18 protein-coding genes are annotated in these 17,596 nt (G+C 72.7%); 10 read left to right on the forward strand and 8 right to left on the reverse strand.

All coding sequences use genetic code 11. The features are described 5' to 3' along the window. The first annotated feature begins 3 nt into the window (after positions 1 to 3). The 4 genes from ACFQ3T_RS00315 (at position 4) to ACFQ3T_RS00330 (ending at position 2,889) form a co-directional block, all read left to right on the forward strand. Positions 4 to 387 (forward strand): STAS domain-containing protein, encoded by a 384-nt coding sequence (locus tag ACFQ3T_RS00315; protein WP_380718391.1) that lies wholly within the window; start codon positions 4 to 6, stop codon positions 385 to 387. Next, on the forward strand, positions 384 to 1,604 hold the full coding sequence (locus tag ACFQ3T_RS00320) for a hypothetical protein (protein ID WP_380718393.1): 1,221 nt from the start codon (positions 384 to 386) through the stop codon (positions 1,602 to 1,604). Before ACFQ3T_RS00315 ends, ACFQ3T_RS00320 begins: the two co-directional genes overlap by 4 nt. Before the next feature lie 10 nt (positions 1,605 to 1,614). Next, a complete protein-coding gene (locus ACFQ3T_RS00325) occupies positions 1,615 to 2,199 on the forward strand; it encodes a hemerythrin domain-containing protein (protein ID WP_380718395.1) in 585 nt (194 codons plus the stop codon). A 174-nt stretch (positions 2,200 to 2,373) separates the two neighbouring features. Beyond that, the gene (locus ACFQ3T_RS00330; protein ID WP_380718397.1) at positions 2,374 to 2,889 is read left to right on the forward strand and encodes a hypothetical protein; all 516 of its coding nucleotides are present in this window, start codon (positions 2,374 to 2,376) and stop codon (positions 2,887 to 2,889) included. 105 nt (positions 2,890 to 2,994) lie between these two features. Here ACFQ3T_RS00330 and ACFQ3T_RS00335 read toward each other — a convergent pair whose 3' ends face one another. Both ACFQ3T_RS00335 and ACFQ3T_RS00340 read right to left on the reverse strand, forming a co-directional pair. After that, positions 2,995 to 3,687 (reverse strand): MBL fold metallo-hydrolase, encoded by a 693-nt coding sequence (locus tag ACFQ3T_RS00335; RefSeq protein WP_380718399.1) that lies wholly within the window; start codon positions 3,685 to 3,687, stop codon positions 2,995 to 2,997. A 707-nt stretch (positions 3,688 to 4,394) separates the two neighbouring features. Further along, positions 4,395 to 6,170, reverse strand: a complete 1,776-nt coding sequence (locus ACFQ3T_RS00340) for an N-acetylglutaminylglutamine amidotransferase (protein WP_380718401.1) — start codon at positions 6,168 to 6,170, stop codon at positions 4,395 to 4,397. 210 nt (positions 6,171 to 6,380) lie between these two features. On the opposite strand from ACFQ3T_RS00340, the gene ACFQ3T_RS00345 reads away from it, so the two are divergent. Next, positions 6,381 to 7,856, forward strand: a complete 1,476-nt coding sequence (locus tag ACFQ3T_RS00345) for an amidase family protein (RefSeq protein ID WP_380718403.1) — start codon at positions 6,381 to 6,383, stop codon at positions 7,854 to 7,856. A gap of 35 nt (positions 7,857 to 7,891) precedes the next feature. On the opposite strand, the gene ACFQ3T_RS00350 is transcribed toward ACFQ3T_RS00345, so the two are convergent. The 3 genes from ACFQ3T_RS00350 to ACFQ3T_RS00360 all read right to left on the reverse strand — a co-directional run bounded on the left by ACFQ3T_RS00350 (position 7,892) and on the right by ACFQ3T_RS00360 (position 10,211). Then, a complete protein-coding gene (locus tag ACFQ3T_RS00350; protein ID WP_380718405.1) occupies positions 7,892 to 9,034 on the reverse strand; it encodes a carboxylate-amine ligase in 1,143 nt (380 codons plus the stop codon). A 285-nt stretch (positions 9,035 to 9,319) separates the two neighbouring features. Further along, on the reverse strand, positions 9,320 to 9,838 hold the full coding sequence (locus tag ACFQ3T_RS00355) for a DUF2231 domain-containing protein (protein WP_380718407.1): 519 nt from the start codon (positions 9,836 to 9,838) through the stop codon (positions 9,320 to 9,322). A 64-nt stretch (positions 9,839 to 9,902) separates the two neighbouring features. Next, a complete protein-coding gene (locus tag ACFQ3T_RS00360) occupies positions 9,903 to 10,211 on the reverse strand; it encodes a hypothetical protein (RefSeq protein ID WP_380718409.1) in 309 nt (102 codons plus the stop codon). A gap of 462 nt (positions 10,212 to 10,673) precedes the next feature. Here ACFQ3T_RS00360 and ACFQ3T_RS00365 point away from each other — a divergent pair, with 462 nt between their 5' ends. Continuing rightward, the gene (locus ACFQ3T_RS00365) at positions 10,674 to 11,048 is read left to right on the forward strand and encodes a hypothetical protein (RefSeq protein ID WP_380718411.1); all 375 of its coding nucleotides are present in this window, start codon (positions 10,674 to 10,676) and stop codon (positions 11,046 to 11,048) included. Between the two features lie 5 nt (positions 11,049 to 11,053). Here ACFQ3T_RS00365 and ACFQ3T_RS00370 read toward each other — a convergent pair whose 3' ends face one another. Both ACFQ3T_RS00370 and ACFQ3T_RS00375 read right to left on the reverse strand, forming a co-directional pair. Continuing rightward, positions 11,054 to 11,422 (reverse strand): STAS domain-containing protein, encoded by a 369-nt coding sequence (locus tag ACFQ3T_RS00370; protein WP_380718413.1) that lies wholly within the window; start codon positions 11,420 to 11,422, stop codon positions 11,054 to 11,056. A 40-nt stretch (positions 11,423 to 11,462) separates the two neighbouring features. Continuing rightward, positions 11,463 to 12,293: an inositol monophosphatase family protein gene (locus ACFQ3T_RS00375; protein WP_380718415.1), complete on the reverse strand. Its 831-nt coding sequence runs from the start codon at positions 12,291 to 12,293 to the stop codon at positions 11,463 to 11,465. 413 nt (positions 12,294 to 12,706) lie between these two features. Here ACFQ3T_RS00375 and ACFQ3T_RS00380 point away from each other — a divergent pair, with 413 nt between their 5' ends. Then, on the forward strand, positions 12,707 to 13,480 hold the full coding sequence (locus ACFQ3T_RS00380; RefSeq protein WP_380718417.1) for a hypothetical protein: 774 nt from the start codon (positions 12,707 to 12,709) through the stop codon (positions 13,478 to 13,480). A 180-nt stretch (positions 13,481 to 13,660) separates the two neighbouring features. Continuing rightward, a complete protein-coding gene (locus tag ACFQ3T_RS00385; RefSeq protein WP_380718419.1) occupies positions 13,661 to 14,068 on the forward strand; it encodes an STAS domain-containing protein in 408 nt (135 codons plus the stop codon). Positions 14,069 to 14,072: 4 nt separating this feature from the next. On the opposite strand, the gene ACFQ3T_RS00390 is transcribed toward ACFQ3T_RS00385, so the two are convergent. Further along, positions 14,073 to 15,200 (reverse strand): glycosyltransferase, encoded by a 1,128-nt coding sequence (locus ACFQ3T_RS00390; protein WP_380718421.1) that lies wholly within the window; start codon positions 15,198 to 15,200, stop codon positions 14,073 to 14,075. 269 nt (positions 15,201 to 15,469) lie between these two features. Here ACFQ3T_RS00390 and ACFQ3T_RS00395 point away from each other — a divergent pair, with 269 nt between their 5' ends. Both ACFQ3T_RS00395 and ACFQ3T_RS00400 read left to right on the forward strand, forming a co-directional pair. Further along, positions 15,470 to 15,742, forward strand: a complete 273-nt coding sequence (locus ACFQ3T_RS00395) for a hypothetical protein (RefSeq protein ID WP_380718422.1) — start codon at positions 15,470 to 15,472, stop codon at positions 15,740 to 15,742. A gap of 50 nt (positions 15,743 to 15,792) precedes the next feature. Further along, positions 15,793 to 17,259 (forward strand): protein adenylyltransferase SelO, encoded by a 1,467-nt coding sequence (locus ACFQ3T_RS00400; RefSeq protein ID WP_380718424.1) that lies wholly within the window; start codon positions 15,793 to 15,795, stop codon positions 17,257 to 17,259. The last annotated feature ends 337 nt before the right edge of the window (positions 17,260 to 17,596 follow it).

Here is a 17,596-nt window from a genome sequence, read left to right on the forward strand (position 1 = left end):
GAGATGAATTCGATCGACTGCGCGGAACCCGCTCCGGGCGTGCTCGTGCTGCGTGTGGCCGGCGTCGTGCGGACTCCCCTGGCCGAAGCCGCGCAGCGGTGCCTGGGCGAGTCACCCCAGGTGCTGATCCTCGACCTGTCCCGCGCCACCCGCTGCGACGCCCACGGGGCCGCGTTGGTGGCCGCCGTGCGCGCCCAGGGGCGGGAACGAGGTGTGCCGGTCGAGCTGGTGGTCTCGACCTACGAGGTGGCCAGGGCGCTGCGCTTCACCGACCCGGACGCGCTGCTGGGTGCTTGGCCGTCGCTGGAGCCCGTCCTCATCACCGTCTGTCCGGGCACCGACGCGATCCGGGAACAACGCAACGACGACGTGCGAGGGATTCGATGACGACGACAGGCTTCAACCCGCTGGAACACCGCGGGATCCCGCTCGACCGCCAGGTCCGGAACTGGCGCGAGCTCGACGTGGACCCGATCGACCCCGACCACAGCGACCCGTACACCCGGTGCCGGATCATCACCATGAACGGCATCGAGGTCGAGGCGCTGATGTTCAGCCACCAGTTCGCCCGCAACTGCCTGGACATGGATGTCAAGCGCCAACTGGCCGAGGTGCGCTACATCGAGCAACAGCAGCAGAAAGCGGTGAACTGGCTGCTGCCGGGGGTGTCCTCCGCGCTGGAGACCACGATCGCCTACGAGCAGGTCGCGGTGGACCTCACCGCGTGGGTGGCGCGCATGGAGCCCGACCCGTACCTCAAGCAGGCCTACCAGTTCGGCGTGCTGGAGGACTTCGACCACCTCTACCGCTACGCGAACCTCTACGAGATGATCCAGCGCCGCAAGGCCGAGCGGATCGTCGACGACCTCACCGAGGTCATCCCCGGCAGGCCGACCAAGTACCACCACCGTCACCCGGCCGACAACGTGCGCGAGCCCTACGACCGCAGCACCGCCGCCCCGATCTCCAAGTTGCACGCGTTGACGATCATGTCCGCCGAGCAGCAGACCATGAACTTCTACATGAACGTCGGGCCCGAGTACATGGAACCGATCGCCCGGCAGCTCTACCAGGAGATCGGTCTGATCGAGGAGGAGCACGTCACCCACTACGAGTCCCTCGTGGACCCCGGTGAGACGTGGTGGGAGCGGCTGGTCAACCACGAGTACAACGAGTGCTACCTGTACCACTCGTTCATGCAGACCGAGTCGGACCGCCGGATCAAGGCGATCTGGGAGCTGCACCTGAACATGGAGCTGGAGCACCTGCACCTCGCGTGCGAGCTCATGCGCGCCCACGACGGCCGTGAACCGGAAGAAGTCCTCGCACCGGAGCTGCCCGCGCCGGTGACGTTCGAGCCGAACAAGGAGTACCTGCGCGAACTGCTGGACACCCAGATCGACCTGACCACGCTGGGCACCGGTTACGTCCAGGAGGCGCACGAGCGGTTCGAAGCCATGCAGGACGCCCTTATGGGCGGCGAGCTGCCACCGAGCGAACGCGTGATCGACCTGCACCGCGAGCAGTTCGGCACCGACTACCGGCACGCCACCGACGGCGAGCACCCCGTGCCCTCGCTGCGGCAGCAGCACACCACCAGCTGACGGAGGCACGATGACCGCCACATCAGAGCCGGACACCGGGCGCGACGCCGACGTCGTGGCGCTGCTGATCGGCCAGCACATGGAGATACGCGACCTGTTCGCGGAGGTCCAGTCGTCCACGGGCGAGCAGCGGAACGACGCCTTCGCCCGCCTCGTCAGGTTGCTCGCCGTCCACGAGACCGCCGAGGAGATCGTGGTCCACCCCGCCGTGCGCCGCAGCGTTGACGGCGGTGACGCCATCGTGGAGGACCGGCTCGCCGAAGAGGAACATGCCAAAGAGCAGCTGGCCCATCTGGAGTCCATCGGCACCGAGGACCCGAGCTTCCCCGAGGAGCTGGCTCGCCTGCGTGAGGCGGTGTTGCGGCACGCCCACCACGAGGAAGCCTACGAGTTCCGGTACCTGCGCCAACACCACGACCCGGAGCAACTGCGCCGCATGGCGGCCATGGTTCGGGCAGCCGAGCGCACGGCGCCGACGCACCCACACCCCAGCGCCCAGTCCGCCACCGCCAACCTCGTGGCAGGCCCTGCGGTCGCACTGTTCGACCGCGTGAAGGACGCGATGCGCTCCGCCCTGTCCGACGACCGGAGGTAGCGGAACCGGCCACCGAGCCGAAGTCGGCCCTGGGCCGCCGAACGTCGTCGTCGGACCCGTGGCCGGCGCAGGAGGGCACCCGGCCTCGAGGGGTGGTGCCTCCGCTGCGGGCCACCCCGCTCGGAGGGCCGGATGCGGTGATATGGACTGCTGTCCGGCGGGTATCCGTCGGACATGCTGATGCGCTCGCTGGGACAGGGTGTGCTCGCCGGAGCGGCCGGGGTGGTGGTGATGACGGTCGCGGAGAAGGTCGAGCAGCGGCTGACCGGCAGGCCCGATTCCCACGTGCCCGCCCAGGTGCTGGAGCGGCTGACCGGTCTGCCGGAGCGGCGCTCGCGGGCGCGTAACCTCTCGATGCACTTCGGCCAGGGCGCGTTGCTGGGTGTCGTCCGGGCGCTGATGGCCAACGCCGGGCTGCGGGGTCCGGTCGCCTCGGCGATGTTCGCCGTGGTGCGGTTGACCAACGACCAGATCCTGGAGAACGCCACCGGTGTCGGCGCGCCGCCGCAGACCTGGCCGCGCAAGGAGTTGGCCGTGGACCTGCTGCACAAGGGCGTGTACGCCTTCGCCACCGGATTGGTCGCCGACGCGCTGGCCGCGCGGAGCGGACCCGGTCCCGGTCAACGGCACGCCGCGCTGCGCCCCGGCCGCCACTCCGACGTTGGACCGATCGCCCGGACCGGTCGGTAGAACACCCGCGGGGCCGGAGCCCGTGCTGCTCGCCGCCTCGCCACCGGCCGGACCACGTCAGCCATCCCGCCACCCGGCACACGCCACGGGTGGCCTGAGCGCTTGTCATGCACCCGCTGTCGGGAGGGCGAGCGCGTGGCCGCGGTCGAGGTAGGTGACCTCGGTGTCCGGTCGGAGGCGGCGCACCTCGTCGGTGAAGTCCGACAGCGGTGACTTCATCACGCTGTAGTCGTCGAAGTGCACGGGGACCGCGCGGCGGGGACGCAGCAGGTCCACTCCCTGCTCACCGTCCATGGTGAGCAGCAGGCCCAAGATCCTCGTGCCTCCCAGGTGCACCACCGCGAGGTCGATGGCCGGGTAGTGGTCGCGGATCTCCTGCAGGTCGTCGTGCACGAGCGTGTCGCCGCTGAGGTAGACCCGGAAGGCCGGCGAACCCGGCGTCGCCCGGTACTCCAGCAGCGTGCCCATGACCGGCGGGAGCACCTCGGCGAGCGCCCCGAAGGCGTGCCGACCCGGCAGCGAGGTCACGGTCAGCGAGGCGCCGTCCTTGCCCATCGTCACGTCCGCCCACGTCCTCAGGGCCACGGGCTCGCGGAACCCCCGCCTGCTCAGGCGCCGTGCGGCGTGCGGAGTGGTCAGGATCGGCCGGCCGCGGTCCGGTTCGCGGCTCGCCACCCGGTCGAAGTGGTCGCCGTGCAGGTGGGACAGCACCACGGCGTCCAGCGGCAGCGGTTCGCCGACGGTGATCGCGGGATCCTGGGCCGGCGGGAGATCACGCCCTGCCCGATGTGGGTCCACTGGCCCCGGCGCAGGAAGTTGGGGTCGGTGAGCACGGTGAACGGCCCCAGCCGCGGGACCGTCGTCGCGTTGCCCACGAAGAACAACGGGTCCGCCGGCCCGGTGTCGCCGGCCATGTCAGGCGGTAGCGTCGTCGCGTGGCGGATCGGTCATGGTCTCGCCTCCACCGCTCCGGGTGCCACGCAGGAGCGGGTACCCGGCGATCGGCCGCCGACTCCTGGGACCTCCAGGGGTTCCGCCTGCGCCGGCGACGACGATGCCTGTGGCGGCTCCGGGCACCCGGTATCCCGGACTCACCGGACGTCGACGGTCGTGTCGGAGCCAGGCGTGTGATCGGCTCCTGCGGGCGGGCCGGTCACCTACCGGGTGCCCCGCGGAGGGTGGGCGCGGGGCGAACGGACGACGTCGCCCGTTCGCACCGCGCAACCAGACCGCCGTGGGCGCTGTCTGCTCAACGACACCGCGTCGAGCCTGGCCCACCACTTGCGCGGTCCCGCCGTGCCCGCGGACGGGCACGGCACCGGCAGGCTACCCACCACGACCGGTCTGACACCGTTGCCGCCGGCGTCGTCGGCCGCCGCTGTTCGCGAGCCACGCCGCCGTCGCCCTCGCCGACAATCCCCGTGCACACCGATAGGCCGGCCTGCTGGTAGCACGGGACCTCACGGCGCAGGACCCGGTGCGTGCCGCGATCGGGAGAACGCCGTTCAGGCGATGTCGTGGTGCTGGAGCCACAGTTCGAGCATGCCGACCTGCCACAGTTCGTTGCCGCCGACCTTGGTGGAGTGGCCGTTCGGGTCGTCGAGCAGGGCCTTGACGTAGTCGGGGCGCAGGATGCCACGCTGCCGCGCCGCGGTGGAGGACAGGGCGGTGCGCACCATGTCCAGGACCTCGCCGTCGAGGCGGGTGAGGGCGGGCACGGGGAAGTAGCCCTTGGGGCGGTCGACCACCTCGACGGGCAGGACGTCGCGTGCGATGTCCTTGAGGACGGCCTTGCCGCCCTGGCCGGACTTGAGCTCCGGCGGGCAGGACGCGACCAGTTCGACGAGGTCCTGGTCGAGGAACGGCACCCTGGCCTCGACGCCCCAGGCCATCGCCATGTTGTCCACCCGCTTGACCGGGTCGTCCGGCATCAGCAGGTGCGTGTCGGTCCGCAGCACGGCGTCCAGCGCCGTGTCCGCGCCCGGCCGGTCGAGGTGGGCGGCGAGCAGGGCCGAGCTGGGGTCGCCCTCGGCCAGCGAGTCGGGCTGCAGGATGTGCGCGAGGTCGTCGTGGTCGGCGAACGCGTCGCGGAGCACCCGCGCTGCCACGTGCCGCGGCGCGTCGGCCGCAGGCTGGTGGTAGCGGTAGCCGCCGAACACCTCGTCGGCGCCCTGGCCGGACTGCACGACCTTGACGTGACGGCCCACCTCCCGGCAGATCAGGTGGAACGCGGTGACGTCGTGGGTGCCCAGCGGCTCGCTCATCGCGGCGACCGCGTGCCCGACCGCCGAAGCGAGTTCGTCGTCGCCGATGCGGAGCTGGTGGTGGTCGGTGCCGTACTTGTGCGCGACGGCGTCGGAGTAGGCGAACTCGTCGCCGTCGAGGCCGTCGCGGTCGGTGAAGCCGATGCTGAACGTGCTGGGCCGTTGCCCCTCCTCGGCCAGCAGGGCGACCAGGAGGCTGGAGTCCACCCCGCCCGAGAGCAGCACGCCGACCTCGACGTCGGCGACCGTGCGTCGTCGCACCGCGGTGCGCAGGGCGTCGCGCACGGCCTCCTGCCAGTCCTGCGCGGTCCACCCGGCGTGCTCGGGTCGCCGGGTGTAGTCGGGCTGCCAGTAGACGTGGTCGCGGGGCTCGCGGCCGGGTTCGAGGACGCGCACGGTGGCGGGCGGCAGCTTGCGCACCCCGCGCAGGATCGTGCGCGGCGCCGGGACGATGGAGTGCCAGGACAGGTAGTGGTGCAGGCCGACCGGGTCCAGGCCGGTGTCCACACCGCCTCCGGCCAGTAGCGCGGGCAGGCTGGAGGCGAACCTGGTCCGGCCGGGCAGGTCGGCGACGTACAGCGGCTTGATCCCCAGCCTGTCCCGGACCAGCAGCACGCGGTCGCGCCGCTGGTCGACCAGGGCGATGGCGAACATGCCGACGAGGTGCTCGACGAACCGCTCACCCCAGCGGTCGTACGCCTTCAGGACGACCTCGGTGTCGCTGGTGGACGTGAAGCGGTACCGGTCGGACAGCTCGGCCCGCAGCTCTTTGTAGTTGTAGATGCACCCGTTGAAGGCGACGGCGAGTTCCAGTTCGTCGTCGACCATGGGCTGGGAGCCGGTGTCGGACAGGTCGATGATCGAGAGCCTGCGGTGTCCCAGGGCCACCCGTCCCGCCGACCAGTGGCCTTCGCCGTCCGGTCCGCGCGAGCGCAGGGCGCCCGTCATGCGCGTCACGGCGTCGAGGTCGGGGACGTCGTTCCGGCCGGTCACGACCTCACCGGCGATTCCGCACATGGTTCACCTCGGATGACTCGGTTGACAGGACTGCTCTCCGCTCGGGTGGAATCCGTGTACCCCGATCAAGTGGAACCAAGCGCACGAGCACGAGCGGCCGGCGGTTCCGCGGCCCCGGTGCGGGGCTATACCCACCCCGGACGGCGTCGAAACACGAATGTAACGACCGGTGTCTTGACGTCGAGGGCTCGCCGGCTTGGGGTGTACGCCATGCCCTTCCCGTCCGCCGCGCCGCCGGCCCGCGCCGAGGCCGACCCGCGTCCGGACCTCGACCTCGACGGCACCACGATCCCGGAGCTGGTCGACCTGATGGAGACCGGTGCGCTGACCGCCGTCGAGCTGACCCGCGCCTACCTGGACCGCATCGCCACCGTGGACCGACAGGTGCGGTCGGTGCTCTTCGTGAACCCCGAGGCGCTCGACCAGGCGGCTGAGAGCGATCGTCGACGCGCCGGCGGCCAGGCGCTCGGGCCGCTGGACGGCATCCCTGTGCTGGTCAAGGACAACATCGACACCCGCGGTCTGGGCACCACGGCGGGGTCGCGGGCGTTGTGCGTGCCGCCGTCGGACGACGCCGAGCTGGTCGGCCGCCTGCGCGCGGCGGGGGCCGTGGTGCTGGGCAAGACCAACATGTCGGAGTGGGGGAACTTCCGCTCCGCGTGGGCCACCTCCGGGTGGTCGGGTGTGGGTGGGCAAACCAACAACCCGCACGTGCTGGACCGCAACCCGTGCGGCTCGTCGTCGGGGTCGGGTGCTGCGGTCGCGGCGTCGTTGGCGCAGGTCGCGGTCGGGACCGAGACCAACGGCTCGATCGTGTGCCCGTCGGGCCAGGCCGGCGTCGTGGGGTTCAAGCCCACGCACGGCCGGATCAGCGGCGACGGGATCGTGCCGATCTCGACGCGGCAGGACACCGCCGGCCCCGTGGCGCGACACGTCGTGGACGCCGCGATCCTGATGTCGGTGATGGAGGGACGCGGGGTGGACTACGCCGCCGCGCTGGCGTCCGACCCGCTGCGAGGTGCCCGAGTCGGGGTGTGGCGCAGGGCGGGCCACGACGCCGAGGCGGACCGGGTCGTCGAGGAGGCGGTTGATGTCCTGCGGCGCCACGGGGCGACCGTGGTCGAGGTCGACCTGCCCCATCAGGGCCGGATCGAGGCGATCGGGCTGCCCGCGCTGGTCGCGGAGTTCAAGCACGACCTGGAGGCGTACCTCGCGACGCGGCCGGGAGTGCCCCGGACGGTGCGGGAGCTGATCGAGTTCAACGAGGCGGACCCCGTCGAGCTGAGCAGGTTCGGCCAGGACCTGTTCTTCGAGGCCGCGAAGGCGCCGCCCATCACCGACCCGACCTACGTCGACCAGCGCCGCACCGCCGTCGACCTGGCCCGCCGGTCGATCGACGAGGTGATCGAGGCACACCGCCTGGACGTGGTCATGGCCCCGACCAACGGCCCGGCGTGGCGGACCGACTACGCCGGCGATCCCGCCGGGCTGGGCTCGTCCACGCCCGCGGCCGTCTCGGGATATCCGAACGTCACCGTCCCGGCGGGCTTCGCCGGTCCCCTGCCCATCGGTGTCTCGTTCATGGCCGGCCACGGGGCCGACGTGACCGTGCTGCGGTTCGCGGCGGCGTTCGAACGCGCCGCGCCGGTGCGCCGCGCACCGGCCTACCTGCCCACCCTCCCGTAGTCGCCGACGTGCCGTTGGGTGTCCGGCATCGACCGTCAGGCGGCGGTTTCCGGGAGCCAGTCGTGGCCCGTGTCGCGGCTCAGGAGCGCCACCACGTCCTCGATCCGCCCGCGTCGCTGGAACGCCCGTCGTTGACGGACGGCGCCGTTGCCGTTCTGGAGCACCTTGGTGAACAGGGCGTTGACCGCGCGCAGCTCCCCGGACTGGCGCAGCGCCGGCCGGACGTGGCGGATCAGCCGGCGCAGCAGGTGGGCGGCCGGGACGCGTCGGTTGCCGAACAGGTCGATGCCGTCGCCCTCGACGCCGTCGTGCGCGGCGCGCCAGTAGGCCGCGCGCATCGCCTCGGTGGTGACCGGCAGCCCCCGGTCGCCTCGGCGGATCGCCCCGAGGGCGGTGGTGACCAGGCCGCGGACCAGGGCGGCGAGCAGGATCGACTCGTCGACCGTGGCGGGCACGTCGGAGACCCTGACCTCGACGGTGGGCAGGTGGTCCGACGGCCGCACGTCCCAGTACACCATTCCCGGGTCCAGCACCGCGCCGCTGTCCACCATCATGTCCAGCACGGCGTCGTAATGCCGCGCGGACGTGAAGTACGGCGGCGCGCCGGAACACGGCCAGCGGCTGTTGAGCACCGACCGCCAGCTCGCGCAGCCGGTGTCGACGCCCTGGTGGATCGGCGAGTTGGCGGTCAGCGCGAGCAGGACCGGCAACCAGGGCCGCAGGTGGTTGCACACCTGCACTGCGGTCTCCCGATCCGGCACGGCGACGTGCACGTGACAGCCGCACACGCCGTGCTCGGCGGCCAACAGGCCGTAGTCCTCCCCGATGCGCCGGTAGCGGTCGGAGTCGCTGAAGGACTGTCCCATCGGTCCGGTCAGGGGCACGCCGACCGCGAGCAGCTGCGCCCCCGCCTGCAGGGCCGCCGCCGAGGCCGTCGACCGCGCGGTCAGCAGGTGCCCGCGCACCTCGCGCAGCGTGCGGCACACCGGTGTGTTGCTCTCCACCTGCACCCGGGTCAGCTCGGGTTGCAGGTCCGCACCCAGCCGGTTGGCCAGGTCGATCGCCTCGCCGGCCACCGGAACGGGCAGGCCGCTGCCCGGGTCGACGATCAGGAACTCCTCCTCGACCCCCAGGGTCGGCACGTGGGCGTCCGAAAGGGGCTGATCACTGTTGATCATGGTGTCCTCACCGCTCGCTCGTGGTCAGCACGCGAGTGCGCCAGCGCACCGCCCTCACGCGAGGGTGCCGACGGCACGGTCCCGGCACGAGGGCGAGCGCGTGGGTGTCGGCACGCTGCTTGACCGACGAGAAGCTCCTTCGAGGCCTCGTTCCGATGAACGCGAGACCCCGTGGAGGGATCACGGAATACCACTCACGGTCAGAGGCAAACCGGGTGTCGGACCCGAACCGCCAACGGAACGCGAGTCAGGCTGCCTGGGATCGTGATCCGCCGGGGCGAGGGGTCAGCCGGTGTCCACCGGCCAGCGGTGGACACCGGCCGCCTGTGCGTAGGACAGGTGGCCACCGAGTGCGCCGCCCGCGCTGAGGACCACCAGCCCGACCAGAACCCACGCTCGGGCGGAGCGGTGGCCGCGGCACCGGGTCGAGGCGAGGAAGCAGCCTGCGGCGAGCGTGTTCCCGGCCGCGTGCAGGAGACCGACGCGACGCTGGCGGACGTCCAGTCGGGAGAAGTCCGCCAGGCCGACGAGCACGGTCGGCGGCGTCGCGGCCAGCCCGATCACCACCAGCCGCCGTGCGGCGGCGTGGTGGCCGCTCACGTCGAGGACAGCGGAGCACACCCAGGCGCCGATCGGCACCGTCACCAGCAGCGGGTGCACGGGGTGGCCCAGCCACGCGCCGCGCAGCAACCGGTCCGCCCGGCCTCGTCCGACGATCCGCCGCACGGCGCGTGCGACCACGCCGGCCGGGGCGTCAACGGCGTCGAGCGACTCGGCGGCGTGCAGTGTCCGGCGCAAGCTCATGCTTCCCGAGTACCCGCCGCCTGTTCGCTGAACCGGCGACTCGCCGGGCTCGGAGTTCGCGGATCTACTGCGGGCCGTGGGTGGTGAAGGCGTCGGTGCCGGCGCGGACGCGGAACGGTTCGAGGCCTGCGCGTTGACGTGCGGCCCGGTCGATCAGGTGGTCGAAGTCGAAGTCGGGCAGGCGTTCCCGCAGCCCCGCGAGGTCGCGCGGGGTCGTCCAGAGTTGCTTCTTGCCGTCGATGCCCATCGCGAGGAACTTCAGTTCCTCGAACCGGCTCAACGGCGAGTACGACACCAGCCGGCCGTTGCGCTTGAGGCGGCCGAGGCGTTCGGCGCCGAACGCCAACCCGGTCTTGACGGGGTCGGTGCGCACCCCGAGCCTCCGCATGTTGCGCGGAACGTCTCGACGTCCTTCGCGATGGCCGTCGCGACGCCCCCCACTGCGGCGCCGAGTTCGGTGCCGCGGTTGTTGCGCTGGGCACGCCGCGCCAGCTCGCGCCACAACACGCCCATCGCGAGCTGGTCCCTGAGGTAGATGCCCCAGAAAGTCGTCCACGAGCACGAGGTACCCAGCCGGTCATCCACCCGAAGCCCTTGCGGCAGCAGCGCGCCCCGGTTCTCGTGCTTGGAGCGGTCGACCGACATCGTAAACGCCCACCGATCCGGCAGTTCGGCCGCGACCGCGTGCACGAACTCACCGTGTCCCTGCGGCCTCCAGGCACAGCCCTCCCTGCCAGCTACTGCGCGGCGTCCACGTCGCCGCGGTCCACGTCGGACGCGAATGGACCCGTCGTCCACGGGTACGCCACAAGACCCAGACCACGGAGGTCCCACGATGGGCACCCAGGAGCGACCGGGGAACCACGCGGCACACGGCGTCGAGCCCGAGCCGGGAACCAACCCGCCGGACGAAATCCTCCGGAGCTGGGGCCGCCGCAGCATGACCACCACCGACCACGAGGTGATCCGAAGGTGGGCCGAACAACGTGGTGCGCGGCCGGCGGCCCTCCCGGGGCACGGCGACCACATGGAGGTGCTGCGGCTCGACCTGCCCGGTTACGGCAGCCACAACCTGCGTCACGTCGGGTGGGACGAGTGGTTCGCGATGTTCGACGCCCGCCGGATGCGCTTCGTCTACCGGCAACAGCGCTCGGACGGCTCACCCAGCAACTTCTTCCGGTTGGAAAGCCCCGGGAACCAGGGCCCGTGACCGGCTCAAGTGGACGCGAGCCGCACCGCCGCGACCGCGGCTCGCACCGCCGGGTGCAGGGGCAGTGCGGTGTCGACCTGGCTCATCCGCAGTGGCCGCAGCACGCGGTGGCCGTCCGCGACGACGGCGAAGGGAACATCGAGCCGTGCGGCCCGGTGCCGGGTGTTGACGAGCAGGGCGATGCCGGCCGATCCAAGGAAGTCGACCTCGCTCAGGTCCAGCACGATCGCGCCCGGACCGGTGTCGAAGACGTCGTCCACCACGGCCGCGACGGGCCGCTGCGCCGCCGAGTCGAGCGAACCCGACACCCGGACCAGGGCGATGCCTCCGTCCACGTCGACCCTGGTCGAGATGTGGGTGCTGCGCTGTGTCATCCGAGCCTTTCCTCGTGATCGCGGACTTGGGGGCGGGCGTTCATCGGTCGGTGGCGGCCAGGCCGTGCCGGACGGAGGTGGGCGGTGGGTGCACCTCGGCCAGCAGTTCCCGCAGTGGACCCCACACGCCGGGTGCGGCGGCCAGCACGTCGCCGCTGCCCGGCCACGTCCGCGGTGACGTGCCGACGAGGTCCCCGACCGCGCCGCCCGCCTCCTGCACGAGCAGCACACCCGCAGCGCAGTCCCAGGGTTTCAGGTCAGGAGCCCACAGCGCGTCCGCGCGGCCGGCGGCGACGCGGGCCAGCGCCGCGGCGGTGCTGCCGCCACGCCGCACCTCCCCCACGCGGGGCACGAGCGCGTCCACCGTGCGGCCCGCCGAGCCGCCGCGGCCGACCAGCCCCACCTCCACCAGGGCGTCGGGCATCTCGCGCCTGCTCGGCAGCGGCACCCGGACGCCGTCGGTCGCGGTGCCGCTGCCGAGCCGAGCCTCGGTCACCAGGCCCAGCGCGGGCTCGAACACCACACCGGCCAGCAACGCGCCCCCGGGCGCCGCGGCGGCCACGCTCACCGCCCAGTCCGGCCGCCCGTAGACGTAGTCGACGCTGCCGTCGATCGGGCCGATGATCCACCGCACGTGCGTGCGGCCCGCCGAGCTGCCCTCCGGGCCGATGACGCCGTCGTTCGGCCGCAGCCGCGTCAACGCGGAGCGGACGGCGCGCTCGGCGTCCCCTCGGGCCTCCCCGATCAGGAGGCCGGGCGGGACGTCCGTCTCCAGGAACAGGCGGTGCGCCCGGTGGCGCCAGAAGGCGGCGGTGCGGCCGCCGGCCTGCGCGGCGGTGCGTGCGACGTCCAGCAGTTCGTCAAGGTCCACTGCGCTCACCTCGTACGGCGTGTCGGGTTGGTCCGCCGGTCCGATGTGGACGGGCGGTGATCGCCGCGGTGCGGGTGGAGGGGTGGCCAGGTCGCCGCGGCGCGCCCAGCCGCCAGGGTCTGGCGGGGGCCGGCGCCTGTTTGACCGACCTACCGAGGAGGTGACCAGGTGCGCGGTACCGATCGCGCACGTCGAGGTCGGGCCTGGGATACCACCGGCGTCCACCGGCAAACCGGGCGGCTTCGCCGTGCCGGCGCGTCGTGGACCGATCAGCCCACGTGGGCCGGGGACCGCCGGCCAACCCTTCCGGCGGAAGTGAACCCGATCGGAGGATGGCGGTCGCACTCCCTGGCGTTCAACGGAAGCGGCAGCGACAGTGGACGTCATCGTTGGAGTTCCGCGAAAGGGGGGACATGGTCCCCACGACTGATGCCGAGCCGATGGGTCGGGCCCCGCTCCCCCTGCGGGCGCCGCTGGGCACGAGCCTCACCCGGTCGGTGGTCGTGGGTGTCGACGGCTCGACCGCCACGTGGCTCGCGCTGGCGTGGGCCGCCCGGCACGCCTCCGCGTTGAGCGCCGAGCTGGTGGTCGTGGCGGTCGGCGACGAGCGCGTGACCCGCGCGGTCGTGCGGCGGCGGGCCGGCATGCCGGTGCGGTTCCGGCGCGGCGACCTCGGGACGTTGCGGTCGCTCGACTGCGCCACGCTGGTCCTCGGCCGGCACGGGGAGCCGTTCCACCCGCGCACGATCGGCGCGGCGGTCCTGGACAGGTCGAGCACGCTGGTCGTCACGCGCGGCCTGTCGGCGGCGATGAGGGGCGAGCACCGCGTCGTCACCGCCGCGGTGGGCGGGGCGGGCGACAGCGGCGTGCTGATGGTGGCGGCGGAGATCTGCCGGGCGCTCGGCTCGCGCGTCCGCCTGCTGCACCTGCACCCCGACTTCGGCGGCGCGGCCGAGTCCACCACGCCGGACGACCGGCCGTTGCGGCGGGCGGTGGAGTTCCTCAAGGTGGTCGCGCCCGAGCTCGAACCGGCGGCCGTGCTGGACCGGCGCCAGCCCCAGGAGGCGGTGGCCGCGCCGGTCTGCGACCTGCTCGTGGTGGGGCGGGGCCGGGACGGCGGGCTGAGCCGGATCGCCAAGACGGCGCTGTACCACGCGTCGTGCCCGGTGCTCATCCCGTCACGGTGAACCACCCGTCCGTGACACGTCTCGTCACCACTCCCGCGACAGTGATCGCTGCCGGCGGTTGTGGTTCTCCGTCCGGCGTCGTACGGTTGAGTGGTCAAGCCGCCACGACTGCGCGGAGCGACGATTCGGGTTGAGCAGAAGCTCGGTTGCCGGTTCTCGTGACCAACCGAGGAGTGCCTAGTGGCCGATTCCTGCACCGAGACAGCACGAGCGACAATCACCGAGGTCGACAACCGCGACGGCACCGTCGTGGTCGCCATCGCCGGCGAAATCGACATGACCTGCGACAACGCGGTCCGCGCGGTGCTGAGCGCGCAACTGGACAGACAGCCCGCCGGGCTGGTCGTCGACCTCACCGCGGTCGACTTCTTCGGGTCCACCGGCATCCAGCTGGTGGTCGAGGCCTCCGCGCGCGCCGAGCGCCTCGGCGTCGCGCTGGCCGTGGCGACCGACCGGCGCACCGTCCTGCGTCCGCTGGAGATCACCCTCGTGAACGAGATGGTGGACATCCATCCCACGGTGCGGGACGCGCTCGCGGCCCTGCCGGTCGAGGACGTGCCGACGCCCCGGCACGCCCTGCAGCAGTAGTCCGTCAGGTCCGAGCCGCGGCCAGCCGCTCCAGGAGCGGCACGGCCTCGGCGGGCTCGGGCAACGACAGCATCTCCGCCCGCACCCGTTCCGCCGCCTGCCGGCGACCCGGATCGGCCAGCACCTCCGCCACCGCGTCCCGGACGTCCCCGGGCGTGACCGCGACCGGGTCGAGCTGCTTCCCCACACCCAGCCGAACGCACTGGTCGGCGTTGTGCGGCTGGTCCGCGCCCAGGGGCAGGAGCACCGTGGGCAGGCCGTGCGCCAGCGCGCCGATGACGCTGCCCGAGCCGCCGTGCGACACCACCAGGTCGCAGCGCGGCAGGATCTCGGCCTGCGGGAGGTAGCGCACGACGCGGACGCGTGCCGGCTGCTCGCCGAACTCGGTCGGGTCGACGTGCTCGCCGACCGTGGCCACGACGTCGACGGGCAGGTCGCGCAGGCCGGCCAGCACGCGGGCGAACAGGTCGCCGGACTCGGTGTTGAACACCGTGCCGAGGGTGAAGTACACGGTGGGCGTGTCGGACCGGGCGCTCGGGCCGACCGGCGGGCGGATCGGGAAAGCGGTGTCCGGCAGCGGGAACGCCGGGTCGCGGAAGCTCGGCGGGAACGGCGAGAGCAGCAGGTGCCGGCGCAGCATGGCGACGTCCGGGTCGGGCGGGAGGCCCAACCCGGCGCGCAGCTCGGCGAGCGCTTCGCCGATCACGGACGGCCGCACGAACGAGCCCGCCGCGATGACCTGCACGTTGGCGTACGGCAGCCCCAGCTTCTCGGCGGCGAGCACGCCGCCGAAGTCGACTTCCTCGCACACCACGACGTCCGGGCGCCACCGGGTGAACAGGTCGAGGTAGTGCGGGAGGCTCCGGCGGGCGCCGACCCGGACGAACCCGTCGCGCAGGTCGCGGTCCTCGCGCTCCCGGTCCGGCGCCAGGAGCGGGCGGCGTTCGGGGACCTCGTCGCCGTTCCCCTCGCCCACCGCGAACGCGGCGAACCCGGCCGCCTCGATCGCCGCCCGCCGGGCAGGACCGGCCGCGAAGGCGACGGTGTGACCGGCGGCGGCCACGGCGGAGGCGAGGGGCACCAGCGGGTAGAAGTGCCCCACACCGCCGGTGAAGGTGAACAGCACGCGCATCCGGTCACAGTAACGAGGCCCGGATCGCTCGTCGCAGGAGCCGGGCGACGGCTCGGAGCGGGAGCGGGCGGCGGCCGGGGAGGGACGCGGGCGGAGCGCCGGGCGGAGCTGGGAGTGGGCGCGCGGCGGCGGCGCGAGAGCGGGCCCGCGGCACAAGAGTGGGGTGGGCGGGTGGCTTGGGAGCGGTGGGTGGCGCGGACGTCGCTGGGGTACGTCGGTCCGTGGTGGTCGCTATCGTGGACGGCGCCGGATCGACGACTTGGGGGATCATGACCGGGGTGGCGCGGCGGTTCCCCGCCAAGGACCGGCCCGGCCGGGACGCGTGGCTCGGACCGCTGTCCCTGTGCCTCGGGCTGCTCAGCTGGCCCATCCCGGCGGGCGGCGCGGTCCTCGCGGCCGGCGCGGTGGCGTGCGGGGTGCGGTCGATGGCCACCAAGACCGAGTACCGCCTCGACTGGACCGCCGTCACCGGCACCGTCATCGCCGTGCTCCAGCTGTTCCTGTCGTTGATGCTGCTGGTCATGGACGTCGGCGGGCACTGACGGCCGCCGGCCGGGCGCACCACCGCCCGACGACACGTACCGTGGACGGCGTGAGCACCGCACCGACGTCGACCGTCACCCTGGGCGACCAGTTCGTCCGGACGCTCCCGGAACTGGCCCTGCCGTGGCAGGCGGACGAGGTCGCCGCGCCGAACCTCCTCGTGCTCAACGAAGGCCTGGCCGCGGAGGTCGGCTTGGACGCCGACTGGTTGCGGAGCCCCGAAGGGCTGCGCCTGCTCGTCGGCAACCACGTCCCCGACGGCGCCGCCCCGGTGGCGCAGGCCTATGCCGGGCACCAGTTCGGGCACTACTCGCCGCGACTCGGCGACGGTCGCGCCCTGCTCCTCGGTGAGCTGGTCGACGTCGCCGGACGGCCGCGCGACCTGCACCTGAAGGGTTCCGGGCGGACGCCGTTCTCCCGCGGCGGCGACGGCCTGGCCGTGGTGGGCCCGATGCTGCGCGAGTACCTCGTCAGCGAGGCGATGCACGCCCTCCGGATTCCCACGACCCGTTCGCTGGCCGTGGTGGCGACCGGGCGTCCGGTGCGACGGGAAGGCCTGCTGCCGGGCGCGGTCCTCGCCCGGGTGGCGAGCAGCCACCTGCGGGTCGGCAGCTTCCAGTACGCGCGGGCGACGGACGACGTCGACCTGCTGCGCCGGCTGGCCGACCACGCGATCGCCCGCCACCACCCCGCCGCGGCCGACGCCGAGCACCGCTACCTCGCGCTGTTCGAGGCGGTGGTCTCCGCGCAGGCGTCGTTGGTGGCGCGGTGGATGCTGGTGGGCTTCGTCCACGGCGTGATGAACACCGACAACATGACGATCTCGGGCGAGACCATCGACTACGGGCCGTGCGCGTTCATGGAGGCGTTCGACCCGGCCACCGTGTACAGCTCGATCGACCACGGCGGCCGGTACGCGTACGGCAACCAGCCGCGGGTGGCCGAGTGGAACCTCGCCCGGCTCGCCGAAGCCCTGCTCCCCCTGTTGGCCGACGACCAGGAGCGGGCGGTCGCGGTGGCGGTCGAGGCGCTGGGCGCGTTCCGGCCGCGGTACAACGCCGCCTGGTCGGCCGGGATGCGGGCCAAGCTCGGCCTGCCGGACGGGCTCGACGACGCGGCGGTCACGCCGTTGACCGACGACCTGCTGGTGCTCCTGCAGGCCAACCACGTCGACCACACGTCGTTCCACCGCCGCCTCGGCGCGGCCGCCCGCGGTGACGCGGAGCCGGCCCGCGAGCTGTTCCTCGACCTCGCCGGGATCGACGCCTGGATCGCCCGCTGGCGGGCGCTCGGGCCGGACGCCGACGTGATGCGGCAGGTCAACCCCGCGTACATCCCCCGCAACCACCTCGTGGAGGAAGCCCTCGGCGCCGCGACGGACGGCGACCTGGGCCCGTTCGAGCGGCTGCTGGACGTGGTGACCTCCCCGTACGACGAGCGCCCCGACCGCGAGCACTACGCGTCGCCGGCCCCGGAGGACTTCGGCACGGCGTACCAGACGTTCTGCGGGACCTGAGCCGCGCTCGTCCCGCCGCGCCCCGTCTCAAGTCGTCCTTCAGATTCACCGCCGGCCTTGCTAGCCTCTCCCTGGGAGCGCTCCCAGAACGTGGGTGTCGTTCACGGAAGAGTTGATGTCGTCGATCGACGTGGATGGCGGTACTGATGCTCTCGATGGGGGAACACGACGGGCGGCGCCGGTCTCGCCACCGGCCGACCGGCCCGTCGTCCACTTGACCGAGCCGTCTTCCGGCCACCGCTCCCCACCGCTCCACCACCGCTCGGGGTGGAGGCGCGCCACCGTGTGGGAGCGCTCCCAGAACCGCCATCCCGCCGCACGCGGCCGCAGCCGAGAG

The sequence above is a fragment of the Saccharothrix hoggarensis genome, assembly GCF_042678885.1.
GTDB classification, from domain to species: domain Bacteria; phylum Actinomycetota; class Actinomycetes; order Mycobacteriales; family Pseudonocardiaceae; genus Actinosynnema; species Actinosynnema hoggarensis.

What these genes read in the sequence shown, in the direction of transcription:
- ACFQ3T_RS00340 (WP_380718401.1), bottom strand. Translation starts at nt 6,170, where the DNA reads ATGTGCGGAATCGCCGGTGAGGTCGTGACCGGCCGGAACGACGTCCCC.
- ACFQ3T_RS00380 (WP_380718417.1), top strand. Translation starts at nt 12,707, where the DNA reads ATGGTCCCCACGACTGATGCCGAGCCGATGGGTCGGGCCCCGCTCCCC.
- ACFQ3T_RS00350 (WP_380718405.1), bottom strand. Translation starts at nt 9,034, where the DNA reads ATGATCAACAGTGATCAGCCCCTTTCGGACGCCCACGTGCCGACCCTG.
- ACFQ3T_RS00365 (WP_380718411.1), top strand. Translation starts at nt 10,674, where the DNA reads ATGGGCACCCAGGAGCGACCGGGGAACCACGCGGCACACGGCGTCGAG.
- ACFQ3T_RS00330 (WP_380718397.1), top strand. Translation starts at nt 2,374, where the DNA reads ATGCTGATGCGCTCGCTGGGACAGGGTGTGCTCGCCGGAGCGGCCGGG.
- ACFQ3T_RS00325 (WP_380718395.1), top strand. Translation starts at nt 1,615, where the DNA reads ATGACCGCCACATCAGAGCCGGACACCGGGCGCGACGCCGACGTCGTG.
- ACFQ3T_RS00320 (WP_380718393.1), top strand. Translation starts at nt 384, where the DNA reads ATGACGACGACAGGCTTCAACCCGCTGGAACACCGCGGGATCCCGCTC.
- ACFQ3T_RS00355 (WP_380718407.1), bottom strand. Translation starts at nt 9,838, where the DNA reads ATGAGCTTGCGCCGGACACTGCACGCCGCCGAGTCGCTCGACGCCGTT.
- ACFQ3T_RS00395 (WP_380718422.1), top strand. Translation starts at nt 15,470, where the DNA reads ATGACCGGGGTGGCGCGGCGGTTCCCCGCCAAGGACCGGCCCGGCCGG.
- ACFQ3T_RS00345 (WP_380718403.1), top strand. Translation starts at nt 6,381, where the DNA reads ATGCCCTTCCCGTCCGCCGCGCCGCCGGCCCGCGCCGAGGCCGACCCG.
- ACFQ3T_RS00315 (WP_380718391.1), top strand. Translation starts at nt 4, where the DNA reads ATGAATTCGATCGACTGCGCGGAACCCGCTCCGGGCGTGCTCGTGCTG.
- ACFQ3T_RS00370 (WP_380718413.1), bottom strand. Translation starts at nt 11,422, where the DNA reads ATGACACAGCGCAGCACCCACATCTCGACCAGGGTCGACGTGGACGGA.
- ACFQ3T_RS00390 (WP_380718421.1), bottom strand. Translation starts at nt 15,200, where the DNA reads ATGCGCGTGCTGTTCACCTTCACCGGCGGTGTGGGGCACTTCTACCCG.